Raw genomic sequence first — 18,579 nt, forward strand, 5'->3', positions numbered from 1 at the left:
CCGCTCACCTCGCAAGCCCTTCAACACCATCATCGACCAGACCAGACGAGACCAGAACCGCCGCCGCTCTCTCGAAGGCGCAAGGATGCTGTCGCTCCAAGACTGTCGGGAAAAGCTAAAAACAGTCTTGTGTGTTGGTTTTTAAGTTGTTAGCCTTTAACGACTTCATCGAAACGTTTCAAAAGCGATTTCCTCTACAAGTTCTTGGATGATTCAAAGGAGAGTCCTCATGCTTAATCCCGCCCAGAAACAGGCGAACCGACAGGGCTGGCGCATCGCATTCGCCGCCGGCTTGGCTTCCTATGTTGATTCCGGCGCCATTGTTGGCACGGGGACGGCACTGGTAATCCTTCAAGGCACCATCGGGCTGGATCCTGCCCAGGTTGGCCAACTGTCTGCCCTGCTGACCGTAGCCATCGCCGCAGGCGCCTTGATCGGGGGGAGACTGGGCGACAAGTTCGGCCGCCGACGGGTGTTTCTCACCACCCTGAGCCTCTATTTCCTGGCCGCCGTTGTCTTGATGTTCGTCCCCAGCGTCGGCGTTCTCTACGCAGGGCTGGCAGTCCTGGGCCTCGCGGCGGGGGCTGATCTTCCTGTCTCCATGGCCATGGTGGCGGAGTCGGCGCCGGAGGATAAGCGCGGGAAGATGGTGACCTTCTCCCACATGCTGTGGATGGCGGGCATTTTGGGGGTTATCGTCATTAGCATTTTCTTCGGCAACGCCGGACTCCTTGGCGCGCAGATCATTTATGGGCACCTTGCCGCGGTAGCCCTGATCGCCGTGGCATTGCGGTGGGGTATTCCGGAATCGAAGGCATGGGCGGAGTCCGTTTCAGCCCCGGTTGACGAGGACCGGGTGGACCTGCTTTCTCTGCGGACGCTCTTTACCCCAAAGCTCATCGCCCCGATGATCGCCACCGGGCTCTTTTACGCCTTGGTGAACATTAACGCAAACACCAACGGACAGTTCTCCACGTACCTTTACGTCAACATCGCGGGAGTGGACGTTGCCACCGCCTCCATGCTGAGCCTCGGCGTCCTGCTCCTGAGCGTCGCCGGCCTGTTTGTCATGATGCGCGTTGTGGATACCAGCAACCGGCACCGGGCATTTGTGATCGCCGCAGTGGTGGCACTCGTGGCCATCGCCATTCCGCTGGTCTTCGGGGTTACCGCGCTGACGCTGACCATCATGGGCGTCGTTGGTGCGCTGGCAGGTGCCATAGCCGGTGAGCCGATGTACAAGATCTGGTCCCAGGAGCTCTTTCCGACGGCGCACCGCAGCACGGCCCAGGGCATTACCATCGCTTTCGCCCGCCTGGTAGCGGCAGCCGTCGCCCTCTTCACCCCCCTGGTCATCGCAGCAGGACCTGCCCTGTTGTTCCTCTTCCTGCTGGGCACCTCCGCGGCCGCGTTCATCATCGGTATCTTCTGGATCTTCCGGTTGCGGACCTTCCTTAGGCATGACGGCGGAGTCGAAGTTCCCAGCCCTGCCCGCAGCGCTGCTTAGGAAACGGCTAAGTTATGACGATGCAGACAGAGGAAAGCCCCAGCACGCGAAAGTCTTCACCAAGGGTGCGTCGTACCGGTCCCTACAAGGCGGCCGACGCCCGGCGCGAAGCTATCCTGGAAGCCGCCATCCAGCACTTCGCGCTGTGGGGATACTTCAATTCCTCTGTCCCGAAGATCGCAGCAGATGTAGGCGTGACCAAAGCAGGCCTGACTCATCATTTCGCCAGCAAAGAAGTGCTGCTCTCGGCGGTCCTCGAACTGCGCGAACAGCGGGCAGTGAAAGCGTTTTACGCCGAAGTCCACGACTCCCAGGACCCTGTCCGTTATTTCGAGCAGATAGCGGCGCAGGCCGCATTCAACGAGTCGCAAAGCGGGCTGACGCAGATGTTCTCCGTACTGGCCGCCGAAGCTTCGAATCCGGAACACCCCGCCCACGAATACTTCACGCAGCGGTACGAGCGGGTAGCGGAAGCCATCGCGGAAATCCTGGCCAAGATGGTGGCCGCCGGAACGCTGCTGCAAGGGACCCCTACCCGGCAAGTAGCCCGTGAGATCCTGGCGGTGATTGACGGATACACGGTGCAATGGGCCCTCGCTTCCTCCACTGTCTCCCTCTACGACAACATCCGCAGGTACCTTGATCGGCTCCTCCGCACGATAACCCCCCGCGGGGACGGGCTGCCCGATAAACCTGAAGTGAGCGAACTTCCATGACGGCCCGCCGGGCAGTCGCCTGCCACCGTTCCCAAGAGAGTTAGGCAGGCGCCCTGCCTTATCCGGAAACGTAGCCGGCCCGGCCTCCCGCCGGAGACAATCCATAGGACTGCTGCGTTCGCAGTCGGAAAACCCGCTCCGCCCGCCGCCCGTTTCCCATGAGGTCCCTCAGCTCAGGGAGTCCCTGTGGTTTCAATCATCGAGTAGCTCTGGCAGGTTTTGTACGGCGGGGAACGGAAGGGTGGAGACAGGACGGATGCGGCCGAGGTCTGGCCTGGAGTCCAACGCGGCGCCGACGTTTTCTCATGGGCCCCAACGATTAGCTGCAGCGCTCCCATGGCAACCCGATGGTAAGACCGGCCAAGCGGAGATGCATCAGCGGTGGGGACGCCGGTCATGCGTCCCCACCGCTGTTCAGGTCTCGTTCCTCCTCCGCTGCCAAAGGGGGAGGAGCCGGCTCAGCCCTCTTGGCCGTCTGGCTTCCGGTGCTGCACCTGGGCCCACCTGCGGCGCAGACTGTGGGCTGCGGCCTTGGGCCGGCGGTCCCGGGTGAAGGCGCCTTTCCTGTTGCCGTCCACCCTGATAATGCCGTTCGAGGTCTGGAAGTCGGCGAAGTTCCAGACGTGTTCGCCGACGACGGCCGCAGTCCGGTCGAAGACACGGTGGTACATGTCCAGGAGGGCGGCCTGGTACTCCTCGCTCCAGGGCTGGTCATACAGTGAATGCAGCCCCGGTATAGTATCGGCGCCGTATTCGGTGACGATGATCGGGCGGCCGTATTTCTCCTCCCAGGCGCCCAGCTCAGCCTCCAAAGCGCGTTCGGCCAGGGCCAGGTCCCCTGTGTGCACGTACCAGCCGTAGTAGCGGTTGAGCATCAGCACGTCGAACAGATCGGCGATGCGGTCTGTTTCCGGTGTTCCGCTGATCTCGTTGACGAAGCCGACCGGACGGGTCGGGTCCAGTTTCCGCGTGAGGGCTGCCAGGGGCTCGAAATATTCACGCGCTCCTTCCTCGGCCGCGGCAGGTTCGTTGGCGATGGACCAGAGGACCACTGAAGGATGGTTCTTGTCCCGTGCAATCAGCTCGGTGATGGCTTGCCGGTGGCTTGCGGCCGTGTCTTCGTTCACGAAGTCCTCCGCGTAGGTCTTCTTTCCTCCTTCGCCGAAGAAGCCTGCGAACAAGGCATTGAGCCCCACTGCTGCAGTCTCATCGATGACGACAATGCCGTGACGGTCAGCGTAGTCCATCACCTCTTCTGCGTAGGGGTAGTGGGCCGTGCGGAAGGAGTTGGCGCCGGTCCAGCCCAGCAACTGGAAATCACCGACCATGTGGGCAGGGCTGTGGCCTTTGCCGATGGTGACGTGGTCCTCGTGCATGCCGAAGCCGGTGAAGTAGAAGGGCTCACCATTAATAAGGAATTGGTTGCCGCGTACCTCAACGGTTCGCACCCCGAAGGACTGGGTGTAGGAGTCGACCAGCTTTCCGCCGTTGTGCACTTCAGCGACCATGCTGTAGAGGTAGCCCTTGCCCGGCTGCCAGAGTACGACGTCGTGGATTGCTACAGAGCCTTCCGCGCCTGCCGCTGCTGCCACCTGCTTCCCATCGGCGTCGAGGATCCGGACGGAGACCCGTTCCGGGCCATCCATAACTCCGCCCAGCTCGATCTGGTAGTCGATGTTTCCGGTGGTTCCTGTGAAGCCCGTGGCCACCGTGATGTCTTGCACTTGGAGGGAGGGGGTGCTGTAGAGCCAGATGCTTCGGTGCAGGCCTGCATAGTTGTAGAAGTCGTGCAGGTAGCGCTGGTGGCGGCGCCCGTCTTCGGTCTGCCTGATGGAGCCGGGCGGGATGGTGGCCTGTGTCAGTTCGTTGTTCACTGCGATCGTGAGGCGGAAGGTCGTGCCGGGTGTGACGTGGTCGGTGATGTCAGCGCCAAAGGGGGTGTAGCCCCCTACGTGCTCGGCGACCAGGACATCGTTGACGAAGACCTTTCCCTCGTGTGTGGCTGACTCCAGGCGGATGTGGACGCGTTCACCGGCCCAGCCTCGGGGTAAGCGCACCTCGCGCTGGTACCAGACCCAGCCGACATGGTCGCGGATGGTGCTGTCGGTGAAGATGTCGTTGTAGCTGGCCGGAACGCCCATTTCCAGTGCGGTGTCCAGCTTGTTCTGTTGCCAGCCGTCCCGAAGGCCGGCCCGGTCGGAGTCGACTTTGAAGCTGTAGAGGCCGTCCAGATTGATAAGTTCCCGTGTGGGACTGTTTTGTGGTTTGAGCAAAGTTCTCGTCCTTTGAGTGGGTGATTGGCGTGGACCTATCAGGGGCCTCAACCCGGCTGTTGGCCCGTCCCCGGCCATGGTGTGGTGAAGGTGCTGCGGCCTGCGGGCAGGGGAACGCCGCGGCCGTCTTGGGCTACAAGTCCTTCAGGTAGGTCCGTGGTGATCTCCAGCAGGTTCCCGATCAGGCGCCATTGCACGGTGACGGTTCCGTGCGGGGTGTTCCGGGAGGTCCTGGCCGTGGTGATCCCTTGGACCGGGCGGGGATTGACGATCAGGCGCGGCTCCGGGGCGGCCACGTAGTCCAGTCCGCCAATCACCCGATGGAGCCAGGAGCCGACAGCGCCCAAGGCGTAGTGGTTGAAGGACGTCATGTCCCCGGGGTTGACCGTTCCATCGGGCAGCATGGAATCCCAGCGTTCCCAAACAGTGGTTGCGCCCATGGTGACCGGATAGAGCCAGGAGGGGCAGCTTTCCTGCAGCAGGAGCTTGCCGGCGTCTTCGTGGTTGCCGGAAAGGGTAAGTGCATCACAGATGATGGGCGTGCCGACGAAGCCTGTGGTGATGGTGTGGTTTGCTGCCCGTACGATGGCAGCCAGTCGATGTCCTGCCCTCTGCCGGAGGGCTTCGGTTGGGAGCAGGTCAAAGACCAGGGCCAGCGCGTAGGTGGTGGCGGTATCGCCGGTGATGGTGCCGTCGTCCTGGACGTAGGTGCGGATCCAGGACGTGTTGACCTCTTCGGCCAGCTGCTTCCACCGGGCAGCATCACTCAGATGTCCGAGCACGGTCGCCGTGCGCGCCATGATGCGGCAGCAGCGGATGAGGTAGGCGTTGGCGACCAGGTGCGCGTCCGTGTCGGAGGCGGCAGGATTCTCCGGTGGGGCTGCGGGGTCCAGCCAGTCCCCGAACTGGAAGGGCTGCGTCCAGAGCCCGTCGCCGCCCAGCATCCCGGTGGTGGCTGTCATCCATTGCGTCATGGACTGGTACTGCTGCTCCAGGACCTCGGCGTTGCCGGTTGCCTCGTACAAAGTCCAGGGAACGATGACGGCGGCATCGCCCCAGACGGAGGCGAAGAACGGGGGCCATTCTTTGGCAGGCAGGGTGGGAATCCACAGGGGGACGTATCCGTCGTCGTGCTGCTCGGCTGCGAGGTCCCGCAGCCACGATCCGAGGAACTGGTAGCAGTCGTACAGGAAGACGGCTGTGGGGGCAAAGAGCTGGACGTCCCCGGTCCACCCCAGCCGTTCGTCTCTTTGGGGGCAGTCCGTGGGGAGGGCCACGGAGTTCCCGCGCATGCTCCATACGATGTTTTCGTGCAGGCGGTTTACGCCGGGGTGGTCTGTTCCGAACCAGCCGGTACGGAGGAAATCAGTGTGCATTACTTCTGCGACCACGGACTGCCCAAGATCGTTTTCCGGTGTGGGCCACCCGTCAATTTCGACGTAACGAAACCCGTGGACAGTGCCCATGGGTGCCCAATCCACAGCATTGCCATCAAGGACGATTTCATCTGTTTGCGCTGCCAGGCGCAGCGGCCGTACGGCCAGTTCGCCGTTTTCCAGGACCTCGGCGTGCCGCAACCGGATCCGGTGTCCGGTGAGCGATGCGTCCCCGTTGAGGCGTATCCGCACCCGGCCGGTGATGTTCTGGCCGAAGTCAAGGAGGAACCGGCCGTTGCTGAGCAGCACCCGGGACGTATGGTGCAGCGTGTCGGTGACACGTACCGGAGGCGCGATCTGTTCTTCAAGAACACCCAGGCCTTCTCCGGCCGGAACGGCGAGCCGCGCGGGCTGTGCTTCCGGCCAACTCCCGTGCCATTGCCGGGTTCTGCGGAAGTCAACCGTTTCACCGTCATACAGGGAGCTTGAGCGGATTGCGCCCTCAGTCCACTCCCACGTCTGATCTGTTCCCAGTTGTTCCGTGGTTCCGTCGTGGTACGTGATTTCCAGTTGGGCAAGAAGCGCGATGTGGTCACCGTAGCGGTTACGTTCGCCGCCCCCGAATCCCAGACGTCCGGCGTACCACCCGTCCACGACGAGTGCGCCCAGCACGTTCGTGCCCTCGCTGAGCAGCTCGGTGACGTCGTGGCTGCGCCAAAGCAGCCTGTGGTGGTAGCTGGTCCAGCCCGGTGCCAGCAGGTCATCTCCCACTTTGGTTCCGTTAATGAAGGCTTCAACCACGCCGCGGGCGGTGAGCAGCAGCCTTGCCGAAGCGATGTTCCCGGACGGTTCGAACTGCCGGCGGAACATCAGGGCTGGTTCCCCTTCGCCCCGCGGTGATTGGCCCCCGGTGATGTAGGAAGCAGCCCAGGTTGTGCTGGTGGAGCTTCCGGCGGCCTGTCGGGTAAGTGTGTTCGGGTTCATTGGGGGCTTTCGTCTGAGAGCTGGGGTGAGGCGTGCAGTCCGTGGCCATAGGGGTACACAGGGACGGTGCACTCGAACGAGACATCCTCCCTGCGCGCTGCTATCGAATCCATTGAATCGGAGATCTCAAAGGGAAGTCTCCCGTCAGGCTTCACCCGGCCGAACAGGATGTCCAGGAGGGCTTCGTCAGAAGCGCCAAAGTCAGCAGTTACAGCCTTGACGTGGGGCGCGAGCTGCCCGATGAGGGCGGGACGGTCAAGAAAGACGTCAACAACGGTGGGAACCTGGGCATTGAGTGCGGCCAGCCGCTCCAGGAGCCTGTCGTCAAAGTCGAGGGAACCGGCACGAAAAAACAATTCCATGCCCTGGGTGCGTGGTTCGTAAGGAGCGTCAATACGCACGATCGCAACATCGGCACGTGCCGGATCCGGGACAACCTGTCCGTAGCGGGAAAGCGTCTCCGCGTCCAGGCCCTCGCCGTAGACCTGGAGGCCTTCGGCCAGCGGCAGTATCGCATCCGGGTCGTCGGTGAGAACGATTGAGCGGCGCTGCGCCGTCAACCCCCGGTGGCGGTTCCCACCGGTTCCCACCCTCGATGCCACAGCGTCAACGTCGACTTCCGAGCCGTCAAAGAGTCCGAGGCGGAACTTTTCGGCCAGCAGTCGGCGGGCGGACCGGTTCAGCCGTTCTTCGCTCAGCCGTCCGTCTGCCACGAGGTCAACGACGAGCTCCGGAGAGGCCTCGCCGCCAAGCTGATCGCAACCGGCGTCCAGGATTTTGAGGACGCGTTCGTGTCGATTCAGGTGCTCCACGCCCCAGGCACGGGCAATCATCGGAGCTCCGAAGACCGACCCGTCCGTGACGAGGGTGAAGTCGGTGCAGACGATCCCGTCAAAGCCGAGCTGCCCGCGCAGGAGTTCGGTGATGATTTGCCGGTTGAAGGCGAATCCGACTTCTTCCACACTTTGGCCGTGGAGGTTCAAGCCGACGGGCATGCTGTAGTACGGCATGATCTGGGTGACGCCGAGCCTGAGGGCCTCAATGAAAGGCTGCAGATGGTCTTCGAACTTGTTTCCTGGCCACACCTGCTCCCGGCCGTAGGGGAAGTGGGGGTCTTCGCCGTCCTTCTGCGCCCCGCCACCCGGGAAGTGTTTGATCATCGCTGCGACCTCTTCCACCGGCGATGAGCCCCGCAAGCCCTCCACGTAAGCAAGGGCCAGCTCGCTGACTACTGCCGGATCCGCGCCGAATGTACCCAACGTGCGGGCCCACCGCGGATCGCTGGCCACGTCGAGGGTAGGACCAAGTGCCACACGAATACCGACCGTGGTGAATTCTTGACGGACAATTTCTGCATGCTCGCGCACCAGATCTGCATCCCGTGTGGCCGCCAGACCCAGATGTTCGGGCCACTGCGAGAACCCCTGGGCAGAGGCCCCGGTAGCGGGATTGGAGAAGAACCCATGTCGTGGATCCGAGGAGACCGTAATGGGAACAGCCAGCCGGTTTTTCCGCGCTATCTCCTGCGCCTCGTTATGCCAACGGGCAATATCCCCGGGGGAGGCAGGTCCCATGAGAGCGAAATGGGAAACCCCCGCCTCGATAAGCTGGCGCGTGGGGCCCCCTACCCCTGGCGGGTCGCCTGCCCCCAGCACCTTGCCGCCGGGCCCGACGCTTGCCATGCCGTGGAAAAGGAGCCCGGCCTTTTCCTCTACCGTCATGCGGGCCAGCAGTTCCTCAGCGCGGGCCTGGTCCGCACTGGCAAAAGTTGGGGTCGTCATGGAACCTCCTCGTTCCGGGGGTCTAGTCACGAAACCTAAACGCGTGTTCAATATTGGGTAAAGTGAAATTTACGTCATCACGGCCTCGGATGTCTAGGCCGGCCGTGGTGCCGGCCTGCCGTGAGACAGTAGAGCCCGGCAAGATTCCGCAAACTCCGAGAGGACCACCGTGAAGAGGGAGACGACAGCAGGGCCTGTCCCCGTTGATGTTCCCGGCATTCACGGCCCACGGGGCCCCTACCGGAGCGGCATAGACCGTCGACGAGAGATTCTTCAGGCCGCCATATCCGTATTCTCACGGGATGGCTACCGCGGGGGCAGCCTGCGCGACATCGGCCGGCTACTGGGACTGAGCCCGGCGTCGATCATTCATCACTTCGGCTCCAAGGAACAACTGCTGGTAGCCGTGCTGGCCAGCCGTGACGACGCAGTCGCAGATTCCTTTCCGACTGCCGTCCGGCAGGGCCTGCTTGTGGATGAACTACGCAAAATCGTCGCGGCCAATGAGCAGGAACCCGGCCTCACCGCCCTGTATGCGACCCTGGCAGCCGAAGCCGTGAATCCGGATCACCCGGCACACGACTACTTCATCGGACGTTATCAACGGATCCTCCAGTTCCTCGAAGATGGTATCCGGCAGGAACAGGAACGGAATGTCCTTCCCGCCGGGCAGGGCGCCTCATCACTGGCCCGCACGCTGCTCGCAATCATGGACGGACTCCAGTTGCAGTGGCTCCTTAATCCCGCCATGTCGATGACGCAGTCCTTTGACGAGGCCCTTCGCGACCTGAACCTGGCATAGCCGGTCGCCCCGCCCCGACACCCAGCGGGCTTCCCCGCGGGTGCCCTGCGCCCGGGGGATGACTTGACGGGCAAGCGTTTTGTGCACCTAGACATACCGACTGTGATCCAGTACATTCTCAAATACCAACATTGAACACGCGTTTAGGTTTCGATTTCCAGAGCCTGCCCCTCACGCGGAAGTTGCCCGTGGTTCGTCGGAACCCAATGAACAAACGATCCTCATTAGGAGCCAACAATGAAGTTAGGTCCCAAGGCGGCAGTGACCGCCCTGACCCTTAGCACCGCTCTGGCGATGACCGCATGTGGCGGTGCCGGCGGTGGCACCGCCGGCTCGGCCTCGGCCAGGCCGACAGCCACTTCACTTACCCTGGGCGCGAACCAGGATGTCCGCTCCTGGGACCCGGCCCAGGCCCATGTCGGCCATGCCCTGCAGCCTTACCAGGCTGTTTACGACACGCTGATCCTGCGCGAGCCGAACGGCAAGCTCAGCCCGATGCTGGCCACTGAGTGGAAGTACAACGACACCAACACCAAGCTCACGGTGGACCTGCGCACTGATGTCACCTTCAGCGACGGGGCCAAGTTTGATGCCGAGGCCGCCAAGGCCAACCTGGACCACTTCAAGAAGGCCAACGGTCCGCAGATGGCCCAGCTGGCCTCGGTCTCCGACGTCGCCGTGGTTGATGCCGACACCATCGACATCAACCTCAGCTCCGCGGAGCCTGCGCTCGAATATTTCCTGAGCCAGGCGGCAGGCCTGATGGGAAGCCCCACGGCCCTGGGCTCCGAGGCGATCAAGACCGAACCGGCCGGTTCCGGCCCCTATGTGATGGACAAGTCCGCGTCGGTGAAGGATTCACAGACGGTTTTCAATGCCCGGGAAGGCTACTGGAACAAGGACCTCCAGAAGTACCAGAAGATGACATTTAAGATCCTCGCGGACCTCACAGCGCGCACCAATGCCTTAGTCTCCGGCCAGGTCGATGCCACGCTGTTGGATCCCAAGAACGGCAAGCAGGCCGAGGGCGCCAAGATGAAGCTTGCCACCAATCAGGTTGACTGGTCCGGGCTGCTCCTGCTGGACCGGGACGGCACCAAGAACCCGGCCCTGGCCAACGTCAAGGTCCGCCAGGCCATCAATTACGCCTTCGACCGCAAGACCATCCTGGATCAGGTGATGCTGGGCCAGGGCACGCCCACCTCGCAGCCCTTCGGTAAGGACAGCGGTGCCTGGACTGAGGAGCTGGAGAACTACTACAGCTACGACCCGGACAAGGCCAGGCAGCTCCTGAAGGAATCCGGCTTCGAGAACAATGTGACCCTCGAGGTCCCCACCCTTCCCGGCTCTGAGACTCTGATTTCGGTTCTTCAGCAGCAGCTGGCGGACGTGGGCATCACCCTGAAGCCGGGCGCCGCGATCAACAACACCTTCATCGCGGACGTCGCTGCCCAAAAGTACGGCGCGATGTTCTTCAACCTCTTCCAGGGCGAGCCGACCGTGGCGATTGACCAGATCGTCTCTACCAAGGCCCTGTTCAACCCGTTCAAGAACACCACGCCGGAGCTTGAGGAAAAGATCCAGGCCGTCCGGGACGGCGGTGACGATGCCGGCAAGCTGGCGCAGGAGGTCAACAAGTATGTGGTGGAGCAGGCATGGTTCGCGCCGCTGTTCCGGGTGAACCAGATGTACTACCACAACGACAAAGTGAACGTCACCCCGCAGATCCAGCAGGCCGTTCCGTCGATTTACAACTACTCGCCTGCCAAGTAGGACCCCGTGATCAGGTTCATTGCGAAAAGGCTGGGCAGCGGGCTGGTGGTGTTGTTCGTTGTCTCGGCGCTCACCTTTGTCCTGCTGTACACGTCCAGCGGAAGCATTGCCCGGAACATCCTGGGTGATCAGGCCACGCCTGAACAGGTTGCGCTGAAGGAACAGGAGCTGGGACTGGACCAGCCCCTCGTGACGCGGTACTTCGCGTGGCTGGGCGACGCCTTGAGCGGAAACCTTAGTGCCTCCTGGTTCACTTCGGAGCCCGTGGCCAACTCGCTGGCAACCCGTATCCCGGTGACCATGACGATGGTTTTCGCCGCAATGATCCTGATCGCCGTTTGCGCAACGCTGATCGGTGTTGCCGCGGCAGTAAAGCGCGGCTGGGTGGACAGGGTGGTCCAGGTGGGCGCGATCGTTGGCGACTCCATCCCGGGATACGTCATCGGCGTGCTTCTCGTGACCGTCCTGGCCATCCAGCTGGGCTTCTTCCCGGCCACCAGCACCATCTCTCCCGGGGTGGGTCCCGAAGCCTGGGTCTACTCGATGACCCTTCCCGTGATCGCCCTGCTGATCAACGGCGTGACGGGCGGCGCGCAGCAAATACGCAGTGCCGTCATCAAGCAACTCGAGCGGGACTACGTCCGGACGCTGCGCAGCCGTGGCATCACCGAACGGGAAATCCTCTTCAAGCACGTGCTCCGCAGCGCCGCTCCCGCAGGCCTCACCGTGCTGAGCCTGCAGCTCATCGGCATGCTGGGAGGTGTGGTGATCATCGAGCAGATCTTCGCCCTGCCCGGCATGGGCCCGCTGGCCGTCACCGCCACCGCACAGACGGACCTTCCCGTGGTCATGGGAGTGGTGATGTACACCGTGGTGGTGGTCATCGTGGTGAACCTCCTGGTGGACATCCTCAATGGTTGGCTCAACCCGAAAGTGCGTGTGTCATGAGCGATTCCGTAGAAACTGCGGCCGTAGCCGCGCCCATGCCCGTTGGGCAGAGCGGCACGGTGGTCCGCTCCACCGTGATCCGCCGCCTCCTCAAGAACCCCCTCGGCATCGCTTCTCTGGTGATCCTGGGAAGCATCGCCGTGCTGGCCGTCCTCGCCCCGGTCCTGGCACCCTTCGGGGAGAACTTCGCCAACATCACCAAAACACTGGCAGCACCGGACTCAGTGAACATCCTCGGCACGGACAGCGCCGGGCGGGACACCTGGAGCCGCCTGCTCTTCGGCGCGCAGCTCACCCTCCTCTCCGCCTTGCTCTGCGCCGGTGTGGCCATCGCCATCGGCCTTCCCGCAGGCCTGATCGCCGGCTATTACGGCGGAAAGTTCGAAGGTGTCTCCAACTGGGTGGTCAGCATCCTCATGAGCCTGCCCGGCCTGATCGTGCTGCTCACCATCCGGGCCGCCTTCGGACCCTCCGTATGGATTTCCATGATCGCCTTCGGTGTCCTGATCAGCCCGTCCTACTTCCGGTTGACCCGGACCGCGGTCCAGTCCGTGCGCAACGAGCTCTACGTTGACGCCGCAAGGGTTTCGGGCCTGTCGGACCTGAGCATCATCGCCCGCCACATCTTCTCCGTGGTCCGAGCGCCCATCATCATCCAGACCGCAGCCATCGCCGGCGTGGCCATCGCCATCCAGTCCGGCCTGGAGTTCCTGGGCCTGGGCGATCCCACCAGGGCAACCTGGGGCGTGATGCTCTCGGAAGGCTTCAAGAACGTCTACCTGACGCCCACCCTGCTGCTCTGGCCCGCCCTTGCCATGGCCCTGACCATCGGCGGCCTGGTCCTCCTGGGCAACGCCATCCGCGACGCCCTGGAGGACGGCGAAAAGATCAGGCACCGCCGCCAGCGGACCCCTGTTGCGGGTACTTCCGCGGAACGCACGACGGCGGAACGCGCCAAGGCGCGCCAGGCCCGTAAGACAGTGGCCGCCGTCGACATCGGCACCGAGCACCACCTCGTGAAGGTGACCCACCTCGGCGTCGGCTACCCGCAGGCGGACGGTTCGGTCAAGAAGGTGGTGGACGACGTCTCCTTCCACGTGGACCGAGGCGAGATCCTGGGGATCGTGGGTGAATCGGGCTCGGGCAAGTCCCAGACCGCGTTCTCCATCCTGGGACTGCTGCCGGACAACGCCCGCATTGTGGCAGGTTCCATCCAGTTCGACGGCAACTACACTGTGGCGCCAGGGGAGGACCGCGTGAACCAGGACAGGCTGTCCAGGCTGCGCGGCAAGCGGATTTCCTACATCCCGCAGGAGCCCATGAGCAACCTTGACCCCGCCTTCACCATCGGCTACCAGCTGGTGACGCCCATGGTCCGGGTCCTGGGCATCACCAAGGCAGAGGCCCGGAAGCGTGCACTGAAGCTGCTGGCCGACGTCGGGATCGCCAACCCGGAGCGGACCTTCCAGGCCTACCCGCACGAGGTCTCCGGCGGCATGGCCCAGCGCGTTCTGATTGCCGGTGCCATCAGCTGCGAACCGGACCTGGTGATCGCGGACGAACCCACCACGGCGCTCGATGTCACAGTGCAGGCCGATGTGCTGGACCTGCTGCGTGAACTCCAGCAGCGCCTGAACATCGGCGTCATCCTCGTGACTCACAACTTCGGTGTTGTCGCCGACCTGTGCGACCGCGTGGTGGTCATGCAGAACGGCCGGCTCGTCGAAGAAGGAACAGTCCGCGAGATCCTCCGCAGCCCGAAAGAGAAGTACACCCAAACCCTCCTGGGCTCCATGCTGGAAGGAAAGACCCCCATGACCATGCTGGTTTCCCCGCCGGAGGGACCCGTTTCCCACGAATCCGGAAGCACTGCTCCGGCAGGACAGGATGCAGCCGCAGAAAAGGAACCGGTGGCATGAGCGCGGTCGAGAACGCCCCGCTGCTGTCGGTGCAGGACCTGGTGGTGGAGTACCCCAGCAAGAGGTTCCGCGCCAAGCCCTTCCGGGCGCTGACGGACATCAACATCACCATCGGCCAGGGCGAAACGCTGGGCCTGGTGGGGGAGTCCGGTTCCGGCAAGACCACGCTGGGCCGCGCTGTCCTGGGCCTGGCCCCTGTGACCAAGGGCAGGATCATCTTCGAGGGCAACGACATCAGCAATGCCAGCCGCAGGGAGCGCCGGACGCTAAGCCGGGACCTGCAGGTGGTGTTCCAGGACCCGTACACGTCCCTGAACCCGGCACTGGAAATCGGCGACATCCTCGCCGAGCCGCTGGGCGTGCAGGGCATGGACGCCACGGCCGCCAGGAAACGCGTCAAGGAACTGCTGGACCAGGTGGGGCTGCCGTCTGACGCGATCCACCGGCTGCCGCGGGAGTTCAGCGGCGGCCAGAGGCAGCGCGTCGCGATTGCCCGGGCCCTTGCCCTGTCGCCCAAGCTGATCGTCTGCGACGAACCGGTGAGTGCGCTGGACCTCTCGACCCAGGCCCGCGTCCTGGACCTGTTCCTGCAGATCCAGAAGGACACCGGGGTTTCGTACCTCTTTGTCTCGCATGACTTGGACGTGGTCCGGCACATCAGCCACCGCGTGGCGGTGATGTACCGGGGCGAAATCGTGGAACAAGGCTCTGCCGACGTGGTCACCACCGACCCCGAACACCCCTACACCCAACGCCTCCTGCTCGCTTCCCCGGTCCCGGACCCGGACCGGCAGGAACAGCGCCGCGCAGACCGCCACCGGCTGCTCGAAACACAGCGCCAACAGAACGAACAAACCCTCGTCTCATGAGCTCGTCGCCGCTGGCAACTGGCACAAACCCAGGCCGGCTCAAGGCGAAGCCGACCATCTACGACATCGCCAAGGCCGCCGGCGTCAATCCTTCCACCGTTTCCCGTGCACTCAACAAGCCGGAGCGGGTCAGCGCAAAGACCCGGCAGGTGGTCCAAAATGTGGCCCGGGAACTGCAGTTCCAGACCAACCCCCATGCCCGTGCACTGGGTACCGGACGCACGCAAACGCTGGGGCTGATACTCGCTGACATCACGAACCCAACATTTTTCGACGTTCTGCGGGCAACCCAGTCAGCGGCAACTACATGGAATTACACCGTGCTCATTGCCGAGTCTGCCGAATCGCCTGATCTGGAACTGAACGCGGCACACAGGATGCACGCCACCGTTGACGGGCTCATTCTCGCCAGCCCTCGCATGACGGATGACAGCATCCGGGGCCTTGATGCCACCAAACCCGTTGTTGTCGTCAATCGTGACGTGGAAGGTGTTTCCTCTGTCGTCCCGGACGTAACCAGCGGGATAGGCGCCGCCGTTAGAACGCTGGCACAGCAAGGACATGACAAGATCGCGTTCGTGTCAGGTCCGCAGCAATCATGGATGTCAGCTCGCCGCTGGGAGGGTCTGCAAAAAGCCGGTGATTGGTCACGGGTAAAGACCATCAAACTGGAATCCACGAAGCCGACCATCGACGGCGGGCGGAAAGTAGCCCGTGAAGTCATGGGCACCGGCGCAACCGCTGTCATCGCCTACAACGACCTTTTGGCCATCGGGCTGATGCAGGAACTTCAGGCAGCCGGCGTGGAAGTACCCCAACACGTCAGCATTGTGGGCTTCGATGACATCTTCGGTGCAGACTTCACCACACCGGCACTGACCACAATACGATCCCCCCTGGCCGCATGTGGCACCACCGCCGCAACACTTCTCCTCAAGAAGATTAACGGCGAAGAAAGCACGGATCCCCACGTCCACGTCGACACAGAACTGATCCTCCGAGGCTCCAGCGGCCCTGCCTTGACAGTGGCTACCTACACCAGAAGACACCCTTGAGACTTCGATGGCACGCATCTTCCAACAGACCTGTCCTAGGATCCGAGGCCAACCACGCGCGTCACCGGCACACTCGCGGTACACGTAGGCTTCTGGCGTGAGGGTAGCGAAATCGGACGTCATCGCCGGACTGCCGGCCGAATTGGCCCGTGCGATCGTCCGCCGGTTCAGAGGCCGGGAGATGGCTGCCGAGGCCGTCGCCGACCTGCTCGAAGGCACCGGAGCTGAGCCCAGAGTGGTGCTTGCCCAGCTCGAAGCTGCCGGCTACTTAGAGAAGGTCCAAGTCGACCACCGCGGGGACACTTGGTGGGACACCACCGTCCAGGGCAACGCGCTGGCGATGGCAAGCTTCGGGAAGCCGATCAGCCGAAAGACCGCGAACCGGCTGGTGTCTGAACTGCTGGAGCGGGCACGGGCCTACAACGCGGACCCGGTCAAGCCCTTGTTCCTGAATTCCCTCAGGGTGTTCGGGAGCTACCTCAATCCTGAGATCGACCCGCTGGGTGATGTCGATATCGAGCTCACGTATGGCAGAAGGATCACCGACCCGAAGGTAGTATCGGCCTACGCCAGAGCCAGTGGGCGGTCTTTCAACACCTACGTGGACCAGCTGATGTGGCCGCAGACGGAACTCGTACAGCACCTGAGGAAACGCTCCGCGTTCATTAACATCACGCTGGAGGACATCACCCAGCTCACCGACCGGTCTGAGACCATCTACAGCATTGACGCGGACCCGCAAGCCGCCCCGCCGCCTGTCGACAGGAGCCTCGTCGGCCGGTGAATCACGGCCCCTTTTGGGCCCGTCCCCCAGCTGATTTCAAACGCCTGTGAGGATTGGGGTGGCTGGTCTGGGATCGGCTGGCAGAGTAAGTGCAGGCCGTTCCACCCTGCGGTCGTGACTCATTAAACGCTTGGCCCCGACTCTGTTTGGGTGTCCTGTTATCGACATGTCCGTCTGCTGGGTGGGCGGCCGGCACCTGCCCGGCCCACCTCGGTGACTTGATCAGAAGATTGTCCGCCTTCGTGCGAGGCGTGGCTCGTCACAGTGCTGTTCCGAAGTGACCTCTACCCGGACTGGTACCGGCCCGTAACGGCCCCGACCATGTCCGCTGAATGAGGAAGGTGCCAGAACCGCTATGACTATCGTTGCCTATTCCCACCCGTTTGTCGTGGGGGTCGATACCCACGCCCGGAAGCACGTCTTCGCCATCATCGCCGTGCCCAGCGGCGAACGGATCGATAGCCGGGATTTCCCGGCGACCGGTGCAGGCATCAATCGCGCTATTGCTTGGGTCGCTCGCCGCACCGAAGCAGATCTGGCGACTTTGTGGGTGATCGAGGGGGCCGCTTCCTACGGTGCTGTGCTGGCCGGGGCTGTCGCAGCTGCCGGTTACCAGGTCGCCGAGGCTGCCCGTATGGATGCCTTGCCGCGTCGTGGGGTTGGGAAGTCGGATCCACTGGACGCGCACCGGATCGCTTCTGCCGTCCTTGCCTTGGAAGAGGACAAGTTGCGCCGGCCACGGCTGAATGACGGGGTCCGTGCGGCGCTGCGGGTCTTGGTTTGTGCACGTCAATCGATGACAACCGACCGGACGAGGGCTGTGAATGCGTTGACCGCACTGCTCCGGACGAATGATTTGGGTTTGGATGCGCGCAGCTCCTTGACCGGGAGCCAGATACTTGAGGTGTCCCGGTGGCGGTCCCGTGAAGAATCTCTTGAGATGTCGGTAGCCCGCTCCGAAGCAATCAGGCTCGCCAAGCACATCGGCGACCTTGACGCTGAAATCAAAGCAAACGGCTTCCGGATCACCGAACTGGTTCAGGTCAGCGAAGCTGCGCCTCTGTTGAAGGAAGCCGGCTTCGGACCTGTCACTGCAGCCATTTGTCTCACCGCCTGGTCGCATCAAGGACGGGTACGTTCCGAGGCGGCTTTCGCTTCTCTGGCCGGGGTCAACCCCATTCCGGCTTCATCCGGGAATACCGTTCGTCATCGGCTCAACCGCGGAGGCGACAGGACACTGAATAAAGCCCTTCACATGGTTGCTCTGACCAGGATGGCGTTCGATCCGGAAACCATCGCGTATGCAGCAAGACGGCAGGCAGAAGGGCGAACCAAGAAAGAGATCAGACGGTGCGTGAAACGCTACCTCGCCCGGCGGATCTACCGCACACTCAATGCCAACAGCCTCATGCCATCGCTTCGTTGACAACCATAGAAGAGTCGATAATGGAGATTCTGTAAAGCTAATTGCTGAGGATGCAAGCGGTGCAGGCAGGGGAGCCGATCACTCCAACTTTGCGTTGCGGAGGTACTGGTAGACGGTCTCTCTGCTGATCCCGTAGTCACGGGCGAGAAGTGCTTTCGGAACACCGGTGCCAGCGCGTTGGACGAGTTCGGCTGCCCGGTCCGGTGTGAGGGTCTTCTTCCGTCCTTTGTAGGCGCCGCGCTGCTTGGCTAGGGCGATGCCTTCCCGTTGGCGTTCCCTGATGAGGGAGCGTTCGAATTCGGCGAAGGCACCCATAACGGAGAGCATGAGGTTGGCCATGGGGGAGTCCTCGCCGGTGAAGACCAG

At 62.9% G+C, this 18,579-nt stretch carries 14 protein-coding genes; 10 read left to right on the top strand and 4 right to left on the bottom strand.

The window, feature by feature from the left end:
• Positions 1–229 precede the first annotated feature (229 nt).
• Together DBR22_RS05905 and DBR22_RS05910 are read left to right on the top strand one after the other, a co-directional pair.
• Positions 230–1,507 carry an MFS transporter gene (locus DBR22_RS05905; protein WP_181365048.1) on the top strand — a complete coding sequence of 426 codons (1,278 nt, stop codon included), beginning with the start codon at positions 230–232 and terminating at the stop codon, positions 1,505–1,507.
• Positions 1,508–1,521: 14 nt separating this feature from the next.
• Positions 1,522–2,223, top strand: a complete 702-nt coding sequence (locus tag DBR22_RS05910) for a TetR/AcrR family transcriptional regulator (protein WP_108598224.1) — start codon at positions 1,522–1,524, stop codon at positions 2,221–2,223.
• Positions 2,224–2,681: 458 nt separating this feature from the next.
• Here DBR22_RS05910 and uidA read toward each other — a convergent pair whose 3' ends face one another.
• From uidA to DBR22_RS05925, 3 genes are read right to left on the bottom strand one after another with little or no spacing between them, the layout of a single operon-like run.
• Positions 2,682–4,496 carry a beta-glucuronidase gene (uidA, locus tag DBR22_RS05915; RefSeq protein WP_108598225.1) on the bottom strand — a complete coding sequence of 605 codons (1,815 nt, stop codon included), beginning with the start codon at positions 4,494–4,496 and terminating at the stop codon, positions 2,682–2,684.
• A gap of 47 nt (positions 4,497–4,543) precedes the next feature.
• Complete coding sequence (locus tag DBR22_RS05920; RefSeq protein WP_108598226.1) at positions 4,544–6,856, bottom strand: alpha-L-rhamnosidase; 2,313 nt, start codon at positions 6,854–6,856, stop codon at positions 4,544–4,546.
• Positions 6,853–8,637 (bottom strand): glycoside hydrolase family 3 protein, encoded by a 1,785-nt coding sequence (locus DBR22_RS05925; RefSeq protein ID WP_108598227.1) that lies wholly within the window; start codon positions 8,635–8,637, stop codon positions 6,853–6,855. The genes DBR22_RS05920 and DBR22_RS05925 overlap by 4 nt, the downstream gene beginning before the upstream one ends.
• A gap of 169 nt (positions 8,638–8,806) precedes the next feature.
• On the opposite strand from DBR22_RS05925, the gene DBR22_RS05930 reads away from it, so the two are divergent.
• The 8 genes from DBR22_RS05930 to DBR22_RS05965 all read left to right on the top strand — a co-directional run bounded on the left by DBR22_RS05930 (position 8,807) and on the right by DBR22_RS05965 (position 18,213).
• Positions 8,807–9,439, top strand: coding sequence for a TetR/AcrR family transcriptional regulator (locus DBR22_RS05930; RefSeq protein ID WP_108598228.1), 633 nt, complete (start codon positions 8,807–8,809; stop codon positions 9,437–9,439).
• Between the two features lie 237 nt (positions 9,440–9,676).
• Positions 9,677–11,212, top strand: a complete 1,536-nt coding sequence (locus tag DBR22_RS05935; RefSeq protein ID WP_108598229.1) for an ABC transporter substrate-binding protein — start codon at positions 9,677–9,679, stop codon at positions 11,210–11,212.
• Positions 11,213–11,218: 6 nt separating this feature from the next.
• A complete protein-coding gene (locus tag DBR22_RS05940) occupies positions 11,219–12,160 on the top strand; it encodes an ABC transporter permease (RefSeq protein WP_108598230.1) in 942 nt (313 codons plus the stop codon).
• Positions 12,157–14,079, top strand: a complete 1,923-nt coding sequence (locus tag DBR22_RS05945; protein ID WP_108598231.1) for a dipeptide/oligopeptide/nickel ABC transporter permease/ATP-binding protein — start codon at positions 12,157–12,159, stop codon at positions 14,077–14,079. The genes DBR22_RS05940 and DBR22_RS05945 overlap by 4 nt, the downstream gene beginning before the upstream one ends.
• A complete protein-coding gene (locus tag DBR22_RS05950; RefSeq protein WP_108598232.1) occupies positions 14,076–14,948 on the top strand; it encodes an ATP-binding cassette domain-containing protein in 873 nt (290 codons plus the stop codon). Before DBR22_RS05945 ends, DBR22_RS05950 begins: the two co-directional genes overlap by 4 nt.
• The gene (locus tag DBR22_RS05955; protein ID WP_108598233.1) at positions 14,945–16,003 is read left to right on the top strand and encodes a LacI family DNA-binding transcriptional regulator; all 1,059 of its coding nucleotides are present in this window, start codon (positions 14,945–14,947) and stop codon (positions 16,001–16,003) included. Before DBR22_RS05950 ends, DBR22_RS05955 begins: the two co-directional genes overlap by 4 nt.
• 97 nt (positions 16,004–16,100) lie before the next feature.
• Positions 16,101–16,787 carry a hypothetical protein gene (locus DBR22_RS05960; RefSeq protein WP_108598234.1) on the top strand — a complete coding sequence of 229 codons (687 nt, stop codon included), beginning with the start codon at positions 16,101–16,103 and terminating at the stop codon, positions 16,785–16,787.
• 355 nt (positions 16,788–17,142) lie between these two features.
• Positions 17,143–18,213: an IS110 family transposase gene (locus tag DBR22_RS05965; RefSeq protein WP_108598235.1), complete on the top strand. Its 1,071-nt coding sequence runs from the start codon at positions 17,143–17,145 to the stop codon at positions 18,211–18,213.
• 78 nt (positions 18,214–18,291) lie between these two features.
• Here the strand turns inward: DBR22_RS05965 and DBR22_RS05970 are convergent.
• Positions 18,292–18,579 (bottom strand): recombinase family protein (locus DBR22_RS05970; protein WP_146187405.1); only part of this gene is annotated, 288 nt, incomplete at its 5' end.

The organism is Arthrobacter sp. HMWF013 (assembly GCF_003061105.1).
In the GTDB taxonomy this organism is placed as follows: domain Bacteria; phylum Actinomycetota; class Actinomycetes; order Actinomycetales; family Micrococcaceae; genus Arthrobacter.

Coding starts and splice junctions, on each gene's coding strand:
- DBR22_RS05955 (WP_108598233.1), top strand. CDS start 14,945: ATGAGCTCGTCGCCGCTGGCAACTGGCACAAACCCAGGCCGGCTCAAG.
- DBR22_RS05935 (WP_108598229.1), top strand. CDS start 9,677: ATGAAGTTAGGTCCCAAGGCGGCAGTGACCGCCCTGACCCTTAGCACC.
- DBR22_RS05920 (WP_108598226.1), bottom strand. CDS start 6,856: ATGAACCCGAACACACTTACCCGACAGGCCGCCGGAAGCTCCACCAGC.
- DBR22_RS05905 (WP_181365048.1), top strand. CDS start 230: ATGCTTAATCCCGCCCAGAAACAGGCGAACCGACAGGGCTGGCGCATC.
- DBR22_RS05945 (WP_108598231.1), top strand. CDS start 12,157: ATGAGCGATTCCGTAGAAACTGCGGCCGTAGCCGCGCCCATGCCCGTT.
- DBR22_RS05950 (WP_108598232.1), top strand. CDS start 14,076: ATGAGCGCGGTCGAGAACGCCCCGCTGCTGTCGGTGCAGGACCTGGTG.
- DBR22_RS05965 (WP_108598235.1), top strand. CDS start 17,143: ATGACTATCGTTGCCTATTCCCACCCGTTTGTCGTGGGGGTCGATACC.
- DBR22_RS05910 (WP_108598224.1), top strand. CDS start 1,522: ATGACGATGCAGACAGAGGAAAGCCCCAGCACGCGAAAGTCTTCACCA.
- DBR22_RS05925 (WP_108598227.1), bottom strand. CDS start 8,637: ATGACGACCCCAACTTTTGCCAGTGCGGACCAGGCCCGCGCTGAGGAA.